The sequence below is a fragment of the Paenibacillus sp. J5C2022 genome, assembly GCF_025567625.1.
Lineage (GTDB): Bacteria > Bacillota > Bacilli > Paenibacillales > Paenibacillaceae > Pristimantibacillus.
The window spans coordinates 125,837-147,383 of sequence record NZ_JAOQJC010000006.1 but is presented as its reverse complement, the minus strand read 5'-3'; the positions used below and the strand labels follow the sequence as shown (position 1 = coordinate 147,383).

The 21,547-nt window shown below is 54.0% G+C and carries 17 protein-coding genes; 15 read left to right on the top strand and 2 right to left on the bottom strand.

Translation table 11 applies throughout. The features are described from left to right. The first annotated feature begins 39 nt into the window (after positions 1–39). The 7 genes from spoIID (at position 40) to M6D81_RS06995 (ending at position 5,877) form a co-directional block, all read left to right on the top strand. A complete protein-coding gene (gene spoIID / locus M6D81_RS07025) occupies positions 40–1,263 on the top strand; it encodes a stage II sporulation protein D (RefSeq protein WP_262676129.1) in 1,224 nt (407 codons plus the stop codon). Positions 1,264–1,329: 66 nt separating this feature from the next. Further along, complete coding sequence (locus M6D81_RS07020) at positions 1,330–2,073, top strand: M23 family metallopeptidase (protein WP_262676128.1); 744 nt, start codon at positions 1,330–1,332, stop codon at positions 2,071–2,073. Between the two features lie 176 nt (positions 2,074–2,249). Further along, entirely contained in the window at positions 2,250–2,537 is a 288-nt protein-coding gene (gene spoIIID / locus M6D81_RS07015) for a sporulation transcriptional regulator SpoIIID (RefSeq protein ID WP_262676127.1), read from the top strand. 130 nt (positions 2,538–2,667) lie between these two features. Beyond that, positions 2,668–3,657 (top strand): rod shape-determining protein MreB, encoded by a 990-nt coding sequence (gene mreB / locus M6D81_RS07010; RefSeq protein ID WP_262676126.1) that lies wholly within the window; start codon positions 2,668–2,670, stop codon positions 3,655–3,657. Positions 3,658–3,825: 168 nt separating this feature from the next. Continuing rightward, the gene (locus M6D81_RS07005; protein ID WP_262676125.1) at positions 3,826–4,689 is read left to right on the top strand and encodes a flagellar hook-basal body protein; all 864 of its coding nucleotides are present in this window, start codon (positions 3,826–3,828) and stop codon (positions 4,687–4,689) included. A 41-nt stretch (positions 4,690–4,730) separates the two neighbouring features. Next, complete coding sequence (locus M6D81_RS07000) at positions 4,731–5,570, top strand: flagellar hook-basal body protein (RefSeq protein WP_262676124.1); 840 nt, start codon at positions 4,731–4,733, stop codon at positions 5,568–5,570. 22 nt (positions 5,571–5,592) lie between these two features. Further along, positions 5,593–5,877 (top strand): DNA-directed RNA polymerase subunit beta, encoded by a 285-nt coding sequence (locus tag M6D81_RS06995; protein WP_262676123.1) that lies wholly within the window; start codon positions 5,593–5,595, stop codon positions 5,875–5,877. A 66-nt stretch (positions 5,878–5,943) separates the two neighbouring features. Here M6D81_RS06995 and M6D81_RS06990 read toward each other — a convergent pair whose 3' ends face one another. Next, positions 5,944–7,416, bottom strand: a complete 1,473-nt coding sequence (locus M6D81_RS06990) for an MDR family MFS transporter (protein WP_262676122.1) — start codon at positions 7,414–7,416, stop codon at positions 5,944–5,946. 50 nt (positions 7,417–7,466) lie between these two features. Continuing rightward, positions 7,467–8,072, bottom strand: a complete 606-nt coding sequence (locus M6D81_RS06985; protein ID WP_262676121.1) for a TetR/AcrR family transcriptional regulator — start codon at positions 8,070–8,072, stop codon at positions 7,467–7,469. Positions 8,073–8,232: 160 nt separating this feature from the next. Between M6D81_RS06985 and M6D81_RS06980 the strand changes: the two genes are divergently transcribed. The 8 genes from M6D81_RS06980 to M6D81_RS06945 all read left to right on the top strand — a co-directional run bounded on the left by M6D81_RS06980 (position 8,233) and on the right by M6D81_RS06945 (position 21,048). After that, positions 8,233–8,766, top strand: a complete 534-nt coding sequence (locus M6D81_RS06980) for a CDP-alcohol phosphatidyltransferase family protein (protein WP_262676120.1) — start codon at positions 8,233–8,235, stop codon at positions 8,764–8,766. A gap of 206 nt (positions 8,767–8,972) precedes the next feature. Then, positions 8,973–9,410 carry a 3-hydroxyacyl-ACP dehydratase FabZ gene (gene fabZ, locus M6D81_RS06975; protein WP_410795701.1) on the top strand — a complete coding sequence of 146 codons (438 nt, stop codon included), beginning with the start codon at positions 8,973–8,975 and terminating at the stop codon, positions 9,408–9,410. 32 nt (positions 9,411–9,442) lie between these two features. Further along, a complete protein-coding gene (locus M6D81_RS06970; protein ID WP_262676119.1) occupies positions 9,443–11,170 on the top strand; it encodes a phospho-sugar mutase in 1,728 nt (575 codons plus the stop codon). 58 nt (positions 11,171–11,228) lie between these two features. Continuing rightward, positions 11,229–13,349, top strand: coding sequence for a DUF5693 family protein (locus M6D81_RS06965; protein WP_262676118.1), 2,121 nt, complete (start codon positions 11,229–11,231; stop codon positions 13,347–13,349). Continuing rightward, positions 13,310–14,452 carry a polysaccharide pyruvyl transferase CsaB gene (gene csaB, locus M6D81_RS06960; protein WP_262676217.1) on the top strand — a complete coding sequence of 381 codons (1,143 nt, stop codon included), beginning with the start codon at positions 13,310–13,312 and terminating at the stop codon, positions 14,450–14,452. The genes M6D81_RS06965 and csaB overlap by 40 nt, the downstream gene beginning before the upstream one ends. A 7-nt stretch (positions 14,453–14,459) precedes the next feature. Further along, complete coding sequence (locus M6D81_RS06955) at positions 14,460–15,212, top strand: WecB/TagA/CpsF family glycosyltransferase (protein WP_262676117.1); 753 nt, start codon at positions 14,460–14,462, stop codon at positions 15,210–15,212. 240 nt (positions 15,213–15,452) lie between these two features. Further along, a complete protein-coding gene (locus M6D81_RS06950; RefSeq protein WP_262676116.1) occupies positions 15,453–16,601 on the top strand; it encodes a glycosyltransferase family 4 protein in 1,149 nt (382 codons plus the stop codon). 268 nt (positions 16,602–16,869) lie between these two features. Continuing rightward, positions 16,870–21,048, top strand: a complete 4,179-nt coding sequence (locus tag M6D81_RS06945) for an S-layer homology domain-containing protein (protein ID WP_262676115.1) — start codon at positions 16,870–16,872, stop codon at positions 21,046–21,048. Positions 21,049–21,547 lie beyond the last annotated feature (499 nt).

Genomic DNA, 21,547 nt, shown 5'->3' with positions numbered 1-21,547 from the left:
GGATAAACCATCACAAGGAGATGATGGGAAGGAGCCTGTATGAGAGGGAAAGAGAGTCAGTCATTCGCTAGAGTGCCCGTCGTCGGAGGCGTCGGCAGCAGGGACTGGTGGGTCGTATTCGGAGTAGGGATTCTGCTTGGTGCAGCCATCCTGTCGATGAAGCTGCTTCTGACCGAGACGGATGCGGGACCGTCCAGAGCACGGCTGGAAGCGCAAGCCGTGACCGGAGTGAAGAGTCTGGCGCAGCCCGGTCTTCCGCTTGTGGAAGTTCGGGCACAGCCTGCTCCGGGCAGGGGGGAGGAGAATGAGGGGGATCGGCAAGAGCAAGGCGTTAAGGATGTTCAAGCGGTGACGAAGCCTCCGGTACCCAGTCCGCTGGATCAGGTAGTGGTGCAAGTCTATAGAACGGCTAGCGGAAAGGTAGAGAGAGTAGCGCTTGAGCAATACGTGCAAGGTGTACTGGCCGGCGAGATGCCCGCAAGCTTCGAGATGGAAGCGCTGAAGGCGCAGGCGATTGCGGCTCGGACTTACATTATGCGCCGGCTGCTGCTGTCGGATCGAAGCGGCATGGAGGGGAAGCGGGGCGATGTAACGGATTCGGTGCAGCATCAGGTTTATTTATCGGAGCAGGATCTGGCAGCGAAGTGGCCGGAAGAGGAACGGGAGGACAATTGGCGGAAGCTGAAGCGGGCGGCAGACGAGACGAAAGGCCAGCTGCTTATGTATCGGGGAGAGCCGGTGCAAGCGTTCTACTTCTCCACAAGCAACGGGTATACCGAGAACTCGGAGGATTACTGGGGCAGCGAAATTCCCTATCTGCGCAGCGTGGCCAGCCCATGGGACGAGGGGATCTCGCCTCGCTATGAAGCGGAGATCAGCCTGACCTTGAAGGACTTCTATCGCAAGCTGGGCATCTCCGGCAAGGCGGCGTCGGCCAAGCTGAATATGAAGGTAGTCGAGAGAACGGAAGGGAACCGGATTCTTGCTGTAAAGATCAACGGGGAGACGTTCGCCGGGCGGGAGCTGCGAGAGAAGCTGGAGCTGAATTCTACCGCATTTCAATGGCAGGTGAACGGTGACAGGATCGTTATCAAGACGCAGGGCTTCGGGCACGGCGTAGGGATGAGCCAATGGGGAGCCAACGGCATGGCCATGCAAGGAGGGACGGCTGAGGATATCTTGCATCACTACTATAAGGATACAAGCGTGGAGGAAGCTTCGAAGCTAGCAATGAAGCTATTGCAGCCAATCTCTAATTCTTGAAAAATTGCATATCGCCAACGTATAAAGCTAGCAGATGTGGCAACAATGGCTAGTGAGGTGATATGAATGAATGATCAAAACCAAAACAATTCACAGCAAAACCAAGAAGAATCTCCCAAAACTGTAGTGGGAGAAGTGTCTGCCGCCAAATCTAGCAATGGTGCGAGAAAGCTGTTTGCAAAACGATGGGTTTCTCCGGCAATCTTCATGGCAGCGGCAGCAATTATCGTAACCTTAATGTGGCTCTATCAGGGATCGGACCCGGCTGAACCGACAACCGGACCCGAGAATGGAACTGAGGTAGCCCAAGGTGACGAAGGAACAGGCGTTAACACAGGCGGGGAGAAAGGCCCCGATGCCGTCGCGGTGGGCACGATGAGCTGGCCGGTCGTCAATAAGGACGCCATGAATGTCGAGACGCATTATTATGATGCCGAAGCGAGCGAGACGGAGAAGGAAGCGGCGCTTATCCAGGTGGGTACGACGTTCTCGCCGCATACCGGCGTCGACTTCGTAGACCCCGAAGGCGAATCGTTCGACGTGCTGGCGGCGTTGTCCGGAGAGGTGACTTATGCCGGCAAGCATCCGCTGAACGGCAACATGGTGGAGATCAGCCATGGCGAGGGACTGGTTACGGTCTACCAAAGCTTGAACAGCATTGGGGTAGCCCAAGGCGACGAGGTGGAGCAAGGCGAGGTTATCGCGCAGGCGGGACGCAATGAACTGGAGAAGGATCTTGGCGTCCATCTTCACTTCGAGACCCGCTTGAACGGCGAGACGGTTAATCCCAGCGATTTTATTTCCGAATAATTCGCGAGTCGCTGCGAAGGCCGAAATAACAGGCAGGCAAGGGATTTCACCCTTGCCTGTTTGTCTTTTTTGGAAAAATTATTTCATTTCAGAGCTTGTCACGCTTGGACACAACGAATATATACCCGCTCGACTCATATAATGTACCAAACTATTTCGAGTAGGGAGGCGGGAACGTGCACGATTACATCAAAGAGCGAACCATTAAAATAGGCCGCTGCATCGTTGAAACGAAGCATACGGTGCGAACGATCGCCAAAGAGTTCGGTGTGTCCAAAAGCACGGTGCACAAGGATCTGACCGAACGGTTGCCGGAGATTAACCCGGACCTGGCAGACCAGGTAAAGCACATTCTCGAGTACCACAAGTCGATTCGTCATCTGAGGGGAGGAGAAGCGACGAAAATTAAGTATAAAAAGTCAAGCGGCAAGAAGCGGGAAGTGATGGCGGCAGGCAAGGTGTAGTCATTTTGCGGCGTGGTCGTACAATCCCCTAATTTTTGCGATATGCATAGAGGAATTTCTATTATTTTGGCGAATAATGTTCGTTAGGTATTATACGGTAAACATTATTCGGTTGGAGGACTTTAGCCTTATGCTGAGCAAGGACATCGGGATTGATCTTGGAACGGCCAACGTATCTATTCACGTGAAAGGAAAAGGCATCGTGCTTGACGAGCCTTCAGTCGTCGCCATTGAGAGCGATAGCAAGAAGGTGCTGGCAGTCGGCGAGGACGCGCACCGGATGGTTGGGCGTACGCCGGGCAATATTATTGCCATACGGCCGCTGCGTGACGGTGTTATCGCCGACTTTGAAATTACGGAAATTATGCTGAAAGCGTTTATTGATCGCGTGGAAGGCCGCAAATGGTTCAGCCGCCCGCGAATCCTCATCTGTGCCCCCACGAATATTACCTCGGTGGAACAGAAGTCGATCCGCGAAGCGGCGGAGCGAAGCGGAGCCAGGGAAGTATACTTGGAAGAGGAGCCTAAGGCAGCCGCAATCGGGGCTGGAATGGACATATTCCAGCCCAGCGGCAATATGGTCGTGGACATCGGCGGCGGCACAACCGATGTGGCGGTGCTGTCTATGGGGGATGTTGTGACGGCTTCCTCTATTAAAGTGGCTGGCGACAAGTTCGACGACGCGATTATGAAATATATTAAAAACAAGTACAAGCTGCTGATCGGCGAGCGGACCAGCGAGGATATCAAGATCAAGATCGGGACCGTCTATGACGACGGCCGCAAGGAAGAAGTGGATATTCGCGGCCGGGATATGGTGTCGGGTCTTCCCTTGACGGTGACGATCCGTTCCGATGAGGTGAGAGAAGCGCTGTGGGACCCTATCATGTCGGTCGTCGCCGCAGCCAAGTATGTGCTGGAGCAGACGCCGCCGGAGCTGTCGGCGGACATCATTGACCGCGGAGTCATTCTGACCGGAGGCGGGGCGCTGCTGGGCGGTCTGGATGCCTTGCTGGCGGACGAGCTGAAGGTGCCAGTTCTTATCGCGGAGAACCCTATGCATTGCGTCGTGAAGGGGACGGGACTGCTGCTCGATCATTTGGACAAGCTGAAGAAGTAGGAGCGGACGGCGGACTGCTGCCGGATATAGGCGTTTCGTCCCACCTTCGGGTGGCGGACAAGCCGTAATTGATGCGAAAGTCACAGGGACAAGCTATTCAGCGTCTTTCTCTTTATGCCGATAATAGAGGAGAATAATGGACTTTCGCAGCGAATGAGGAGGAGCATAATGCTAAGAGGTTTACACACTGCAGCGTCGGGCATGATCGCTCAGCAGCGCAGGCATGATACCGTGACGAACAATATCTCCAATATTCACACGCCCGGATACAAGCAGAACAACGCGGTAACGCGTTCCTTCCCGGAGATGCTGCTCGCCATCACCGGTGTGGAGCCGGCTGAGCGACGTGAGATCGGACGTTGGACGAGCAGCGTGTTCGCGGAGGAGAGCTTGTCGATTCATGTGCAGGGGGATCTGCTTCAGACGAATCTGTCCTCCGATTTCGCGTTAATCTCCAATATAGATGTGGATGGACTGGCATTTGACGCATCCGGCAAGACGATTGCCGATAATGGCGACGTCATCTTCCAGCCGCAAGCCTTCTTCACGGTGCAGGATCAGAACGGCGAGATTCGGTATACGCGCGGCGGCAAGTTCACAGTGACGGGAGACGGCTTTCTGATGAGCGGCGACGGTTCCAGCGTGCTGGGTGTGGACGGTCAGCCGATCCAGCTGCCGCCCGGCACAGGTCTCGATCAGCTTGTCATGACGGATAATCAGCGCTTTCTGAACGGAGCGGGCGAGGATATCGGCGTACAGCTGCTCATTACGCGCATTAATAATCCGAACGATCTCGTGCGGGAGGGCAACGGCAATTTCCGCTTCGCGGGAGATGAAGCCGACACTGCTCCGATCGCGGCGGATGAGCGAGTAGAGGTGCGGCAAGGCTACGTAGAGCGTTCCAATGTGGACCCGACGCAGGCGGCTGTCGATCTGATGTCTGCGATGCGCGCGTATGAAGCGAATCAGAAGGTCATTCAGTTCTACGATCAGAGCTTGCAGAAGACAGCGAACGAAATTGGACGAATCTAGCGCGGCTGCTTCTCGGCTACCGGCTTAAGGAGGAAATGCGAATGAATGCTTCTATGATTAATGCCATGGTATCCATGAACTCCCTTCAGCAGAGGCTGGATGTCATATCCGACAACATTGCCAACGTGAATACGGTGGGCTACAAGAAGAAGGACGCCACCTTCGAGGACTTGCTGAACAACCTGAAGAGACAGCCCGATGCGTTCAATCAGCCGGGGCGTCTGACGCCGCTTCATTTCACGCAGGGCTGGGGCGCAAGAATGACGATGGTGGAACCGAATTTGTCGCAAGGGCCGATGAAGGGTACTGACAATCCGACGGACCTGGCGATCGAGGGCAATGCGTTGTTCGAGGTGCAGGTAGACGGCGCGGGAACGCGCGCATACACGCGCAACGGGGCTTTCCAGTTGACGATGGGCGCAAACGGTGATACGATTTTGGCAACAGAAGACGGTTATCCGGTAGTGGCGAATATACCGGATGCCGACGGGAATATGGTGGAGGGCAATATCGTCTTGCCTGATGGCTACTCGCTCCGTGTGGAAGCTGACGGAACGGTGCGGGGCGTGTCTTCGGGCGGTACGATTGCGCTGGGCAGCATCAAGCTGCTGCAGGCCTCTCGTCCCGCGGCTCTCACTCCGGTGGCAGATAATTTGTTTACGATAGCGGACGGAATTAATGTAGATGATGTCGTTCAGGAGATCATTCCTGATTCCGAGAATCGCATTGCATTGCGACAGGGCTATTTAGAGCAATCCAACGTCCAGCTTACGGATGAGTTGACCGAGCTTATCAACGTTCAACGCGCCTATCAGCTAGCTGCAAGAGCATTGTCGTCCAGCGACCAGATGATGGGAATTGCCAACACGATGCGCGCGTAGGACCAGGATGAAGGTGATATGTATGACTGATGATCGCTTAGATTCGGAGAATGACGTCACTACCCATAATCATCGAGGGGTTACAGCGGAACCGGAGGATGATGATTATGAGGATCGTCGTCTCCCCACTTGGGCGAGAGTCATCTTATGGCTGCTTAGGAAGAGCATAGTGCCCATTGTTATGGTCATTATGCTTGCTCTCGGGCTGTATGTCGGGTATGTCATTTTGGGCAAGATGCCGAAAGGCGACGTGTTCGAATGGTCAACCTGGAAGCATATGTACGATCTGGTGTTTACCGACTCGTAGCAATGGGAAGGGGCTGTTCCCGGTCTGTATGACCGGGAACAGCCCCTTCGTCGTATGTCCAGTCTTCTAAGACTTGGGCACTTCGCTCTTCCTGATGAATAAGGCGACGACAAGCGCGATGACGGCGAAGATAAGGCCGAACTTGAACGATTCGCTTACCCCCGCGCTAAGGGATGGAGCGAATAACGGATTGGTGACATCCAGCGGCGTTCCCGCAGAATGCCCGGCCTCCTCCAGGAATCGATTCTGCCCCGACGTCATAATGCCGAAGAAGATAGCGATGCCCAGTGCGCCGGATACTTGCTGCAGCGTATTGTTGATAGCTGTGCCATGCGGGTAGTGCGAGCGCGACAATCCGTTAAGACCGTTCGTCTGAGCCGGCATAATGATCATCGACAAGGAGATGCTCATCAGGCAGTGAAGCAGAATGATCATGGACTTGCTGGTCTCCAGATCGATGCGGGTGAAGAGCCACATGACCAGAACGAGCAGCGCGGCGCCCGGAATGACCAGCGCACGAGGTCCGAACTTGTCGAACAACTTGCCGGTAACGGGAGACAGGAAGCCGTTCAATATGCCGCCCGGCAACAAGACGAGCCCCGCCGCGAAAGCGGTCATGAGCATCCCTTGCTGCATAAGAATAGGCAGCAGCAGCAGGGTGGAGAAGAGGGACATCATCACAATGATAATGAGTATCGTAGCGAGAGAGAACATCGGCGTCCTGAAGACGCGGAAGTCGAGCATCGGCTCCTTCGATCGAAGCTGCACCAGCACGAAGAGAAGCAAGCATACGATACCCGAGATGACCGTCAGGTATACTTCAGGGCTTTCCCAGCCTTTATCCGGCTTGCCCAGCGTGCTGAAGCCGTACACGATGCCGCCGAAGGCGACAGTGGAGAGGAGGATGGACAGCACATCGATGCGCGGCTTGGTTACGTCCGTCACATTCCTCATGTAGATCCAGGCGATCAGAATGGATAATGCTGCGAAAGGCAAGACAAGCCAGAACAGCCAGCGCCAGTCCAGCGACTCCAGAATAAGACCGGATAGCGTAGGACCGATGGCGGGGGCGAACATGATGACCAGACCGATACTGCCCATCGCTGCGCCCCGATTCTCCGGCGGGTACAGGACAAGGATGGTATTCATCATGACGGGAAGCATAAGCCCCGTACCGAGCGCCTGAATGACTCGACCTCCGAGCAGGATGGAGAAGTCGGGCGACAAGGCGCATACGAGAGTGCCCAGCGTGAACAAGCTCAAGGCCCCGATGAACATCTGGCGCGTAGTAAGCCAGCCGATGAGCAGCGCCGATACCGGTACTAATATGCCCACGACAAGCATATAACTGGTAGATAGCCACTGTACCGTCGTATAGGCTACCTGGAAGTCTTCCATCAGCCGGACATAGGCGACGTTCAGCAGCGTTTCATTCAAGATGGAGAAGAATGCTCCTATAACTAATGCGATCAGAATGGGCAGCCGTTTCAAGTTCTCCGTAGCGTTTGGAGACCCGGCGGCCGCAGAAGTGCTATTCAATTGGTTTTCCTCCCTAAGCGAAAATGGTCTTATTTCTCTCTACTTACCGATTAACTTGACGAATCGGCGGCGATTCCATGCAATATGATGGCGATACTGTCGCGGAACAATTTTTGCGCTTCTTCATAGTCCATGTTCAGGGCGATTTCCGAAAGTCCGCGGAACAGACTTTCCATCGTAAGGGCCATTTGATGGGGGGCTAGGTTTTTGAATTCTCCACTATCGATTCCCTTCTGGAAGAAGTCTCTGTAGTAAGCGCGGTTCTCTTCGGTTTTTTTATTGATTTGCTCCGTTACGTAGCTGTTTTTCCCCTTCGTCTCACCGAGGAACTCTCCCGCCGCCTTGTGCAGGGGATGGTGGAATCCGGCCTTGATGCCTTCTTCGGTCATGCCGTACATTTGCTCGGCGTACGTGCGATAACGGGATTTTTGCTTTGCCCAATGCGCCTTCCACTCGCAATCGTGCTCATCCATCAACTGCAGGAATAGCCCTTCCTTGCTTTTGAAATGATAATAAATATTGGCTTTGCTGCTGCCTGTAGCGGCTGCAAGCTCCTCAAGCGAGGTTGCCGTATACCCCTTTCTGGCGAACAGCTCCTTGGCAGCGGACAGGATATGCTGCTTGGTTTCTTCCGCCTGTGCTCGTTTTTTGTTCAATTGACCAACTCCATCTGCTATACTAACTGAACGTTCAGTCAGTATTATAGCAGTTCGATTTCGGCAGGGCAACAGGGTCAGTTTTCATTTTCCATACGGTGGTTTATAATAGTTGGGAAACTACGGGGCCAATTGGGAAGATTTGAGGGAGTGTGGGCAATTGAATCTGCCTAATGTCTTAACATCGATACGGTTTTTGCTTATACCGGTCTATATCGTCATTTTTGCCAGCGGACATATGATTCCGGCTTTTCTGATCGTTGTCGCGGCTGGCGTTACGGACGTGTTGGACGGCTATATTGCGCGAAGGTACGGTCAGGTGACGACAGTCGGTGTCATGCTCGATCCGCTTGCCGACAAGCTCATGCTGATTACGGTGATCGTTTCGCTCCTTGTTGCGGGGCATCTGTCCTGGATGGCTGCCGGGGCGATGTTTTTGCGTGACCTCGGCATGATTGCGGGAGGACTGACGGTGCACTTTCGCAAGAAGCAAGCGATACCCGCCAATTGGCTGGGCAAGCTGACGACGGTGCTGTTCTATGCCGTTCTTATGCTGATCTTCTTCCAATCGCCGATTGCCCATGCTTGTCTTTGGTTTGTCATCGCGTTGTCTTACGTAGCTACATTGGTATATATCGCCTCATACAGATCCATGAATTATGCGGCTGCGGGCAAGCCTCCTGCGGAATTGTAGCGCATAGCGCGTGGCTGTCCGTCAACGCAGAAAGAGGCTTGACAGGAACTCATGGGAGAAATCCTTTTGCGTCAAGCCTCCTTATCTTAACCTTCATAAACTGCAGTTTTACGAAGGGTATCTATAGTTTCGCTTATTTTCCGCTTTTTTATACTTGCAAATGAACATCTGCCGGAAAACATGCCATTGAAAGGAGCATATTGAATATGCAGCTAAACATTAATGAAATTCAGGAGATCATCCCGCATCGCCCCCCGTTTTTGCTGATTGACCGTATTTTGGAGGTAGAGCCCGGCGGACGGGCGGTCGGTCTGAAAAACGTGACGATGAACGAACCTTATTTTGTAGGCCACTTCCCGGGATATCCCGTCATGCCGGGTGTGCTGATCGTGGAAGCGCTGGCTCAAGTAGGGTCGGTCGCCATGCTTATGGTGGAAGCGAACAAGGGCAAGATTGGCTTCTTCGCGGGCATTGACGGCTTCCGCTTCCGCGATCAGGTGAAGCCGGGCGACACGCTGACGCTGGAAGTGGAAATTACCCGATTGAAGGGGCCGATCGGCAAGGGCAAGGCGACGGCGAGAGTGGAAGGGAAAGTAGTGGCGGAAGGAGAGCTTATGTTCGCTCTGCAAGATCCGTCATCATAAATCTATTATAGAAAATTGAAGGGGTGGAATGGATGACACAGTTGACGTTGGAACAAGCGATGGCCAGATTCGAGGAATGGATGAACGATCCGCTTATTGACGAAGCTACAAAAGAGGAATTGCGCGGCATTGCCGGACAAGAGAAAGAAATCGCAGATCGCTTCTATCGCGATCTGGCATTCGGCACCGGCGGCTTGCGGGGTGTGATGGGAGCGGGTACGAACCGCTTGAATGCTTATACGGTAGGCAAGGCTACGCAAGGCTTGGCGGATTGGCTGCTGGCACGCGGGGGCGACGGCTCGAAGCCGCTGTCGGTCGTCATCGCCCACGATTCGCGCAATCTGTCGCCGGAGTTCGCTCTGGATACGGCATTGGTGCTCGCAGGCAACGGCATTCGCGCTTGCTTGTTCCATTCGCTTCGGCCGACACCGCAGCTTTCCTATACGGTGCGCGCCTTGCAAGCGGACGGCGGCATTGTCATCACTGCCAGCCATAATCCTCCGGAGTATAACGGCTACAAGGTATACGGCTCCGACGGTTGCCAGCTTGTGCCGGAAGATGCGAACGGCGTCATCGCCGCAATTGGCGCGGTGGCGGGATTGGATCAAGTGAAGCGAATCGACCGCGAGTCGGCTGAGCGGCAGGGGCTGCTTGTCTGGCTGGACGAGTCTGCCGACCGCGACTACGTCGAGACCGTTGCGGCGCAAAGTCTGAATAGCGATCTGATTGGCAGCGACGCATTGAAAGACTTCCATATCGTGTTCACTCCACTGCACGGGTCGGGCAATATGCCGGTGAGAGAGGTGCTGAAGGCGGTAGGCTTCAATCATGTACATATTGTAGAACAGCAAGAACAGCCTGACGGCTATTTCAGCACGGTGAAATCGCCCAATCCGGAGGAACGCGAAGCATTCGCGATGGCTATCGACCTGGCCAAGGAAGTGAATGCCGACATTATTATCGGAACCGATCCCGACGCCGATCGCATGGGAGCTGTCGTGCGCAATCGGGAAGGAGAATATATTCCCATATCCGGCAACCAATCCGGCGCTATCATCGTCAATTATTTATTGAGCCAGCTCAAGGAGCGCGGCGCGCTGCCTGACAACGGCGTAGTCGTCAAGACGATCGTAACAAGCGAGATGGGCGGCGACATCGCCCAAGCTTACGGCGCGGACGTAGAGAATACGCTGACGGGCTTCAAGTATATCGGCGAGAAGATAACCGGCTACGAGAAGACGGGCGAGAAGTCGTTCTTGTTCGGCTATGAAGAAAGCTACGGCTACTTGACGGGCACTTATGCGCGCGATAAAGATGCTGTCGTAGCGGCGATGCTCATATGCGAAGCGGCGGCTTATTACAGCAGCATGGGCAAGACGCTGCATGATGTGCTGCATGAGCTGTACGAGCGGTTCGGTTTCTACATGGAGGCGCTGGAGTCTCGCACGTTGAAGGGCATCGACGGCATCGCCCAGATTGGCTCTATTATGGAAGATTGGCGGACTGGGGCGCCGGCCGAGATTAACGGCGTGAAGGTGAAGGAAATGCAGGATTACGCGAGCGGCCTGAACGGCCTTCGTCCGGAGAATGTGTTGAAGTTCATGCTGGAGGACGGCTCCTGGTTCTGTCTGCGTCCTTCCGGTACGGAGCCCAAAATTAAAGTTTACTTTGCAGTGAAGAGGGAGTCCGCTGAAGCATCCGCAGAAGCGATGCAGCAGCTCAAGGCTGCCGTCATGTCGCGGGTGGACGGGATTTCTTAAGCGGCGGCCGCCATCAGGCGGCTATTGCCGTTCATGCACGAAGAACGGAGGAAATAGAGTGTTGAATCGTTGGCAGCAGTGGAATCGGCAAGCGAAGTTATGGCTCTCTATCGTTACGCTGATTGGCGTTATTGCGGCATTGCCGCTGGGTGTCCAGAGGATGACGATGGAGAAGTCCGCCCAGAGTGTGGAATACGTATTCGATTACCGGGACATTGTAGAAGCGTCGGATCTGCAGCCGCGCCCTCGGCAATTCGTTGAGGATCGCTTGAAGATGCTCAAGGACGCGGGAGTGACCTCCATGGCGGTCTATGAGAGCTCAATCAAGGAATTGATGCAAGCCGGAAGACTGACGTACTACAATGAGAAAGAAGCCGCGTTGCTGCAAGGCAAGCTTGCGGACGAGCGTTCCCACAATACGTATATACTGTTTAGCGGAGAACGGGAAGCTGAGCTTATCGGTCCCGTTGTTAGAGATGCCTTCGACCGGATGGGCATATCTTACCGCGATTGGTCCTTCGATGGCCATGAAGGACTTATTGTGGAAGAATCCACATCGGCAGCCGCGCTGAAGACGATGGACTTCGATCCCATGGCGCTTGAAGCGATTCATGAGGCAGGATTCCATATCGTTGCCCGGTTCTCCGACCGCGTCGTGCCTTATGATCCGGAGCGAACGGAGGAACAGCTGGCGCGCCTTCAACAATATGGCGTAACCCGCCTTCTGTTCGACGGGGAGAAGGTGAAGGGATTCAGCAATCAGGCGGCCGACAAGAGCCTGAATCACTTCGCGTCGCTGCTCAACAAGTATGAGATCGGACTGACGACGATTGAGAATTTGAAGCGTCCACAGCAAGGTCTTAATAAATTGGCGTATTTAACGAATTATAATATAGCCAGGTTGTATTCGCTGTCGCCGGAGGACAGTATCGAGATGACGCAAGAAGGCGTGGTGGACCGGTTCCTGCTGGCGGCGAAGGATCGCAACATTCGGATGTTCTTCTTGAACGCGATGACGCTCGGCAATGCGGATACCGGAACGTTGGACCAATCGGTGGACAAGCTGGCGGAGATCATGAGCGGTGAGCACGGCGTGGTGCAGACGCTGACAGACAACGGCTTCCCGGCCGGGCCTGCGCAGCCGTTCAACTATGAGAAGCCTTCGTGGGAGAAGCCCGTGCGCGGCGTGGCGGCGCTCGGCGCCGTAGCGATTATCGCTCTGCTGATTGGCGCCTATCTGCCTGCTCTGCTTATTCCTGTGTTCGGTATCGGACTTGTCGGATCGGCAGGCCTGTATGTGCTGAACAGCTCTCTTATGGAGCAAGCGCTGGCGCTCGGCGCTGCCGTGAGCGCACCTACGTTGGGATTGATATGGGTGATGAACCGCATCTACGCCCGGACGATCGGCGAACGCCGCATGGTTGGCGGCGAAGATTGGACCATCGGCGGAAGCGGCGAGGAGCCGCGCGGGACCAAGTGGATTTTCCCCGATGTGCCGATCGGCAAGCGGATCGGTCTCGCGCTGAACTGGTTTCTGGTGGCGACGTGCATATCGCTGTGCGCAGTACCGCTCGTATTCGGCCTGTTGAACAATATTACATACAGCCTGGTGCTGGAGCAGTTCCGGGGTGTGAGCGTGCTTCATCTGGCGCCGATCTTCCTGGTCGCCGTTTATGTGTTCCTATACGAGGGTAATAGTACAAGAGGCGTGCCGAAGCGTGTGATGGCGATATTGTCTCAGCCTATCACGATTATGTGGGTAGTGGTTGTCGCCGTTCTTGGCGCAATAGGCTATTACTACTTGTCCCGGACGGGCAATGCCGGTCAGGTATCCCAGCTTGAGCTTATTATCCGCAATTGGCTGGAGTCGACGTTCGGCGTTCGTCCGCGCTTCAAGGAATTCGTGCTGGGTCATCCGCCTCTATTTCTTGGACTGTTCCTGGCGCTGCGCTACCGCGCGGCTTGGGTATTGATTATTGCAGGGACGCTGGGTCAGCTTACGATGGTGAGCACGTTCACGCATATTCATTCGCCGCTGGCGATGTCCATTGCTCGCACGCTGCTGGGACTGGGCGGAGGCCTCGTGATCGGATTGATTCTTATCGCAGCATGGATCGTACTGGAAGGAGTATGGCGCAGATGGGCTTGGCCAACGATTCAGAAGTATTCCGCATCGTAATATCGGGCTACTACGGCTTCCGCAACAGCGGCGATGAAGCGGTGCTGCGCTCGATTCTAATGGCGCTGGAGGCGGAAGGCGCCGCCCGGGGCGTCCAGATCGTGCCGGTCGTGCTGAGCATCGATCCGGCCTGGACGAAGAAGATGTACGGCGTGGAGTCCGTACATCGGATGCGGCCGGCGGAGGTGCTGCAGGCGGTGCGCGGCAGCGATGGCCTTATTAGCGGCGGCGGAAGCTTGCTGCAGGATGCCACGAGCGCGAAGACGATTCCGTATTATGCCGGAATCATGAAGCTTGCCCAGCTGCTGGGCAAGCCGACGTTCGTCTACGCGCAGGGCATCGGCCCGGTGAACCGCCGCTATATGGACCCGCTGATTCGCCATGTAATGCGGCGCAGCAGCTATGTGTCGGTGCGGGACTTCGCATCCGCCGAGCTGCTCTCGGCGATGGGCGTCCCGCAGGACCGGATCGAGGTCGTACCCGATCCGGTGATGGGGCTGCCGCTGCCGGATGGCTCGGCAGCGGAGCGCGGCGCCGCCGGGACGCCGCCGGTCGTCGGCGTCTCGCTGCGCCGCTGGCGCCAGGACGGCGCCGATATGGCGCGCGCCGCCGAGGCGCTGCTGGCGCTGTCGCACCGCAGAGCCGTGCGGCTGCGCTTCCTGCCGTTCCATACCCCGGACGACCGCGAGGTGTCGGAGTGGATGATGGAACGGCTCCGCGGCAGGCTCGGCGAGGGCAGCTCCGTCGAGCTTGCCGCTCCCGGCGACGACCCGCAGCAGATGCTGCTGGAGGTGAGCCGCTGCGATATGCTGCTGGGCATGCGTCTGCATGCCCTTATCTACGCCGCCAACCAATCCGTCCCGATGCTGGGCCTGTCCTACGATCCCAAGATCGATCAATTCCTGCAGCGGATCGGATTGTCGCCGATCGGCACGACGGAGTCGCTGGATGCGGAACGGTTCGCGGATGCCGCCTGTGCATTGCTGGACAATCCCGTCGGCTGGCGCGATGCGCATGGAGCGGCAATCAGCCGATTAATCGAGCAATCTCAACAACCGGCGCAACAAATCGTGTCTAAATTGCGTCATAATAGATCGAGGTGATTCCCTCATGTCGAAAGAGGTTCCAAAAGTATCCATATTCGGCGTGCCGTTCTCCAAGATGGACATGGATGAGACGGTCGGCCACATAACAACCAGAATACAGGAGGGAAGCCTGACGCATGTCATCACTGCCAATCCTATTATGGTGATGGCGGCACTGGACAATCCCCAATTCGCAACTGTGCTGAATAGCGCGGATATTGTCGTTCCGGACGGGGCCGGCGTCGTATGGGCGGCCAAGTATTGCGGCGATCCCGTAGCGGAACGCGTTACCGGCTTCGATATGATGCACCGGCTTCTGGAGCAAGCGGAGAAGCACAAGTGGAAGGTGTTCCTGCTGGGAACGTCGGATGAGATTATCGGCGCTGCTGCCGAGAAGCTTCAGCTCCAATTCCCGCAGGCGAGAATCGTCGGCTACCGCAATGGCTTCTTCACTCCGTCCCAAGAAGAGGAGATCGTAGAGGAGATCCGGTCGCTGTCGCCTCATCTGCTGTTCGTTGCGCGAGGCATGGATAAGGAAGAGTGGAATGTCAGATTGAAGGAGCGGCTCGGCGTTCCATTTATTATGGGAGTGGGAGGCAGCTTCGACGTCGTGTCCGGCAAGCTGAAGCGAGCGCCGATGCTCGTGCAGAAGCTGCGGATAGAATGGCTTTACAGACTTCTTCAAGAGCCATCCCGCTACAAGAGGATGCTTGCGCTGCCGAAATTCGTTATGAAAGTGGTCCGCGAGCGAGAAAACGTGACAAAAACTCGTCCTTAACGGGGAAAATCGCCCTTTTCCCATGAAAACAGGTTGAAAATGGGGTTGGAAATTCTTCATATAACGGAGTATAATTCTCTCGGTAGCAAACGTTGCTAATATTCGTCCCCTCGGGCGGGCATAAGAAAACGTTATGCAGTGAAGGATAAGCAGAGACCCACCAGCCTTGCGGGAAGCCACGTAATGAATGATGGCGAGATCATGCTGCTTATGTTTAGGAAAAAGGAGAGTTGTTCGTACATGCCAACAGGCCTTTTGCTTTATTCCATTGGATTTGTAGCTGCACTCATACTGGCGCTCGTCATGACGCCTCTAATCAAAAAGCTGGCATTTAAAGTGGGGGCTATCGACAAGCCGAACCATCGCAAAGTTCATACGCGCATTATGCCAAGGCTGGGCGGTCTTGCGATATATATCGCTTTCGTAGGCGCGTTCCTGATTCTGCAGCCGTTCATTCCGGAAGGGCTGCTTCGTCCCTGGGATGTCAATATGATTAACGCCTTGCTTGTGGGGGGCACGATTATCATTATACTGGGGGCGCTCGATGACCGGTTCGAGCTGTCGGCCAAGGTGAAGTTGCTTGGACAGCTGCTGGCGGCGTGCGTCGTCGTCTTCGGCTTCGACATTCACATTAATCTGGTCAACGTTCCGTTCGGCGAGTCGATGCAGCCGATCGCGGAGTGGATCGGCATTCCGCTCACGCTGTTCTGGATTGTAGGTGTAACGAATGCCATCAATCTGATTGACGGCCTGGACGGTCTGGCAGCCGGCGTATCCGGCATCGCAATCGCGACGATTGCGGTCATGGCTGCCTTCATGGGCTATCAGCCCGTTATTCTGCTCAGCACTTTGCTGCTCGGCGGCATTATCGGTTTTCTGGTATTCAACTTCCATCCGGCGAAGATATTCATGGGCGACTCAGGCTCGCTGTTTCTTGGCTTCAGCCTTGCGACATTGTCCATGCTGGGCTTCAAGCAAGTGACGATCGTATCCTTCGTTACGCCGCTGTTGATTATCGGCGTGCCGTTGTCGGATACCTTCTTCGCCATCGTCCGCCGCTGGGTGAACAAGAAGCCGCTGTTCGCGCCGGACAAGGAGCACCTGCACCACCGTCTGCAGGATCTTGGCTTCAGCCACCGCCGTACGGTGCTGATCATATGGGGAGTCGCAGCCGTGTTCGGCTTGCTCGCCATCTTCCAATCCGTCGTCGTGCAATCCACTGCGGCGAACTGGATTACATTTGCCGTCATCTGTCTGCTGATGTTCTTCCTGCAGATTGGAGCGGAGGTAACGGGCATTGTCGATAAGACGCGCAGACCGCTTATCAACTTCCTGGGCCGCTTGGGACTCCGCATCTCGAAAGTGAACGCGCAATCGCGCGGCAAGTAATCGCACTAATAACATGCTGCCTCGTATCCATTCGTGGATACGGGGCTTTTTCTTTTGGCCTATTTCCAATCTGTATAAACATATCCGCCGCTCGGACCGATATAGATGATACGGAACTTTTTCGCGGCCGACACGTCTATGAAGAAAGAATATGTCAGATGTTGTATGGCCTGGAGAGCAGGGGAGGAACGATTATCGGCTTGACTGATCCGTTAATTATGGTCATGGAGAGAACCGGAGCAACTATACATAAAGGAGGATTATCGTTGTGAGAAAAGCATTAGCCGTACTGTTGACTTTCGCATTAATGATTACTTTGCTGCCCATATACAGCACGCCGCAGACGGCGTCCGCAGCAGGGGTTTATTTTTTATTCCCTAACGAAAACGATATAAGGGATAACGCCCGCAAAGTGTCGACAAGCACTATTCAGCTGGAAGGCACGATTAACGGGGTAGTGGGCACTTCCATCAGCTACAATGTGAAGCAGATTACCAATACAATTGAAGAGAAGGTGCTGAACTCGACGGAGGAGATTACGACCGGCATCTTCACTACAGGTAACAACCAGATCTCCATCAGCAATATTGCCCTGTTCCCGGGAATGAACAAAATAACCTTCAAAGGGGTAGCGGGCGCTTCCACCGTATCGGAGTCCATCTATATCGAATTCCGGGATAGCCCGATGCTCTACGACCTGAAGATTACATTCGAGAACAAGGATTATGAATTGAAAGAAGACCAGCCGACGATGCTGTACTCAACGGCTCCGAAAGTGCCGAATGTGCCATCCCAAGGCCAAATCGTCATTACAGGCAAGGCGCCGAACGCCACCAAGGTGAATGTCGACATTAACGGACGCAATTACGATTTTAACGTGTCCACTACGTCCAACAACAACCGGTTCAGCACGTCCCAGCTGACGCTGGACAAGGGCATGAACATCATCAAGTTCAGAGTGTATAACGGCAGTCAGGTTGTCGAGACGACACGCCAGGTCGCCTATTATGACGGCGATGTTACTTATTACGATCTTGTTGTGATGGAAGGCACGACCGCCATCGATCTGGAGTCCAATGCGGACATCCTGACAGGCAGCGTTGACAATCTGAAGATTGAGGGTAAGGCTATTATCCCATTGCCATTACATGATCTGAACAACAACCCCAACGATCTGATCGACTTGACGGTGCCAGGCGCCGCGGAGAGCGCATTGATGAGCATGATGAGCCTGGAGATCGATGGACTTGCGGCATCCCCGACTTCGATCACACCCACGGTCCTGACCGGAGTGCCGTCCATCATTGATGTGGATGAGACGAAATTTATTGAGGTAGGCTTCTCATACAACTTGCCTAATGGGACTCTCCAGTTCGATAAGCTTTACAAGATGCGTTTTATTGCTCCCAACTATGGGAATAACGATGTATCGTCGGATGTCCAATTCACGTTGCGAGATGATACCAAGTCGTATATTTACGATATCAATTACTTGTCCGGCTTTGACGAGACGATGTTCACCATCGACGGCTCCGACAATGCCGTGGCCGTGAATACGAGCCGTATTTTTTCCTTGAATGGCACCGACATTCCCGCCAATGGCGTCGACGTCTACTCCGTCCCGATGGGGATGGAATTGCTGATTGGCAATTACAGTAGTCTTAATACAAGTCAGCTGCTGAATGGCATTAAGCTGGCTACGGCAGCCAACGCTGCAACTAATGTTGATTATAAGGTGATTGTGGAATCCGGCACCAATCCATTAACGCAGGTAGTTACGAAGACGGTAAATAATGAACAGGTATCTTTCCTGCGAGTGTTCGTGATGATTCAGAAGCTTCCCAAGTCCGGCACCAATACGCTGCAGTTCAATCTTGATAGTTCTGTCGTTACAAATGCGACTAACGCGATCAAGTCTGTTATCATCCGATTGCTGTATGGCCCTTACATGAAGTTCGACAAGATCGTGAACGGCATGAGCGTCAACTTCGATACGGTCAATGAAACGAATAACGATCTGCTGCAGAAGCTGGGGGCATTCCAAGGCCAGCTGTTCAATATCGTGAATCAAGGCGAGATTGTTTATCAACCAACGACCAATACCGTGCAGTCTGTATTCATGTATATTAATAATGTAGAAATAAAGCTGGAGCAACAAGCTCAAATGCCGCCGACAAAATTCAAGCTGCACCAAAGCGTTACGACGGATATGGTCACCAATATTTTGAACAAAGCCGGTACTAATACGATCAAGTTCGTGTTCATCTCCAACGGCAATTTGTACGAGAATATCATTACCTTTAATATCGTACCGACCAACTTGCCTGTCGTGCCTGCGCCGAATACGGATGGCGTATACCCCTATACGTTGAGTTCATGGCCGCCAATCGCCAATGATCCCAATTTCGTCAAGCAAGGCTCGGTCTATACAACGAGAGAAGCGCAGTACAACGTTTACGGCACGTTTGATTTTATCGATCTGGGCAAGACGAAATCCCAAGTGGATACTAATCTCTCCGGGACGAGAATTAACAAAGACGAATATATTGTGACGATCGATTCGCCGGAGTGGGACACGACCGTGACCTGGAATCTGGACGATCAACTGCGCCTTGTAAACGGAAGGGAGCTTGTTGAACCGCCTTTAATGGCGAATAATTCAAATGGAGACCCCAAAACTCCTGATGCAGATATCGAGTTTTACTATGATATGACCAAAGAGAATTTCTTCTTTAGAATACTGAATCAGGAGATGCCGGTCGACGGAAGCACGATGGTCTACGTCATTACCGTGTTCAATGCCGGGGTGAACGGGCCAAGAGCTACGTACCGCCTTGAGGTGAATCCGATATCGATTCCGTATAGCATTAAGTCGCCGGTAGTGGAGCAGCGCGTAACGAATAAAAACTTCGTTGAAGTAATCATCAGCTCTCCGGGCGCCGACTCCATAACAGTGGACAAGGTGCTGGCAGAGAAGGTGACGTTCCGCGATTACTCCGGCGACACAGAGACTCCTGTCGAAGCTTTCCGCGCCGTTGTGAAGGACTTGCGTCCGAATCGCGAGACGGAGATCGACTTTACCATTACGCGCGGCGAGGACACGATCAATCAGGTGTTGACGGTGAAGTATGTGCCGACCAACATTCCCGGCGCGCAAATCATGGAGACGATGGCCAAGAAGCACAAGCTGTTCAACAATGCGTTGACGCTGGAATTCGAGAAGAGCACCCAGCTGATCCGTCCAGGCTACAACGATCCGAACAAACACGCGACGCAAGTGTACAACGGGAACGATATATTGTTCGCCATCGCCAATCCGGATGACGGCATCGTAGACCGGCATCCGTATGAAAGTGATCCGCCGAACTATGCGGCCAACAGCCAGGCGGAGGGCAACCTGCATATCGGCTACCGGTTCCAGGATCAAGCCAGACAGTTCATTAAGGCAAGCCCGCTGTTCTGGGTAGACGCCGGTCTGGCTGATGATCCCGATCCGCTGTCTGAGAAATACGATCCTATCACGACTGGACTCGATCCGTTCCCGTTCCCGAATGTTATCGGCAAGTACGAAGGATCGTTCGCCAGCCGCTGGAACCAATTCGGCAGAGAGCTCATCCCAAGCGAGCCGGGTGAGCTGACGATCACGTACGACTCCAATATCGTACAGAGCGCTGGAACGACGATTACGGTATTCCGCTTCGACCCGTACAACAGCACGTGGGAGAACATTGGCGGCGTTGTAGACGATCGGAAGCGCACGGTGACGGTGCCGTTCACGAAGTTCGGCTATTATGTGGCCGTCAAGCTGACGCGCGGCTTCAACGATATTACGGATCATCCGTACGCCAGAGAAGCTATGGAAGCGATCTTCTCGAAAGGCATTATGAACGCTGTCGATCCCATCGGCATGTTCGGCGGAGACCGCTACGTCACGCGCGGCGAGTTCACGCGCATGATCGTCCGTGCGATGGATCTTCAGTTGAATTATGCAGGCGAGCATCACTTTACGTATTATCCGGAGACGATCACGAACGCGAACAATGCCAGCGCGATCTATGATTACCGCTATATCGAGACGGCGGCAAGAGCGGGTATCGTCAACGGCAAGCGTCCGGGCTTCTTCGACGAAGATGTGGAGCTGACGCGCCAGGAAGCGGCTACGATATTGGCCAGAGCGCTGCAGCTGAAGCTGGAGACGGATTCAGAGAAAGCGAAGAAAGCGCTGGACAAGGTGTTCAAGGATTCCGGCAGCTTCGACTTCTATTCCATTCCTTCGGTTATCGCGATTCAGAAGAAGGGATTTATCCAGGGCAAGCTCATCAATCAGGAGAATCCGAAGGAAGGCTCGGTGTTCGAGCCGAGAGCGAGGTTGCTTCGCAGCGACGCAGCCATTATAATGGCAAGAGTCATGAAAGACATGAAGAAGCTTCCGCCAATCTACAATTAAGCATAGGCGTTGGCAGGGGTGCGGAGACATCGGCGATGCCGGTGTTGCCGGCCCCTGCTTTTAACGCTCAGTAACGGTGACCGGGGCTTGTACTAGATTCATAGGTGAAACATTATCCATGGAAAAAGTTTTGCATCGACGGGGCGCCTTGAAACAAGCTATACTAACAACGGGAAAAGAAGGAGATATCCTTCATGAGAAAATACTTAGAAAGTTTTTTCGGGGATATCGCAACTTTTCTTTGCAACCAACGTTTAAATACATGACGTTAGCACAATGCGGCATACATAATGGCTCATGGGGCCGGTCTGGGAATGAAATGGAATGAATTCTCAACTTCCTCTTTACGGTATGGGTAGCCCATTGTATAATGTTATAGTGATGCGGCCAATCTAGCATCTATTCTTTCATGGTTTACGAGTTTCTACTACATGAGCTTACAAAGGGTTAACCATGTACGTAGACATCATTTATACATTAGTGCTCTACTCTGGGAAGG

Coding starts and splice junctions, on each gene's coding strand:
- M6D81_RS06955 (WP_262676117.1), top strand. CDS start 14,460: ATGTCGAAAGAGGTTCCAAAAGTATCCATATTCGGCGTGCCGTTCTCC.
- M6D81_RS06970 (WP_262676119.1), top strand. CDS start 9,443: ATGACACAGTTGACGTTGGAACAAGCGATGGCCAGATTCGAGGAATGG.
- spoIID (WP_262676129.1), top strand. CDS start 40: ATGAGAGGGAAAGAGAGTCAGTCATTCGCTAGAGTGCCCGTCGTCGGA.
- M6D81_RS06950 (WP_262676116.1), top strand. CDS start 15,453: ATGCCAACAGGCCTTTTGCTTTATTCCATTGGATTTGTAGCTGCACTC.
- M6D81_RS07000 (WP_262676124.1), top strand. CDS start 4,731: ATGAATGCTTCTATGATTAATGCCATGGTATCCATGAACTCCCTTCAG.
- M6D81_RS07020 (WP_262676128.1), top strand. CDS start 1,330: ATGAATGATCAAAACCAAAACAATTCACAGCAAAACCAAGAAGAATCT.
- M6D81_RS07005 (WP_262676125.1), top strand. CDS start 3,826: ATGCTAAGAGGTTTACACACTGCAGCGTCGGGCATGATCGCTCAGCAG.
- mreB (WP_262676126.1), top strand. CDS start 2,668: ATGCTGAGCAAGGACATCGGGATTGATCTTGGAACGGCCAACGTATCT.
- M6D81_RS06995 (WP_262676123.1), top strand. CDS start 5,593: ATGACTGATGATCGCTTAGATTCGGAGAATGACGTCACTACCCATAAT.
- csaB (WP_262676217.1), top strand. CDS start 13,310: ATGGGCTTGGCCAACGATTCAGAAGTATTCCGCATCGTAATATCGGGC.
- fabZ (WP_410795701.1), top strand. CDS start 8,973: ATGCAGCTAAACATTAATGAAATTCAGGAGATCATCCCGCATCGCCCC.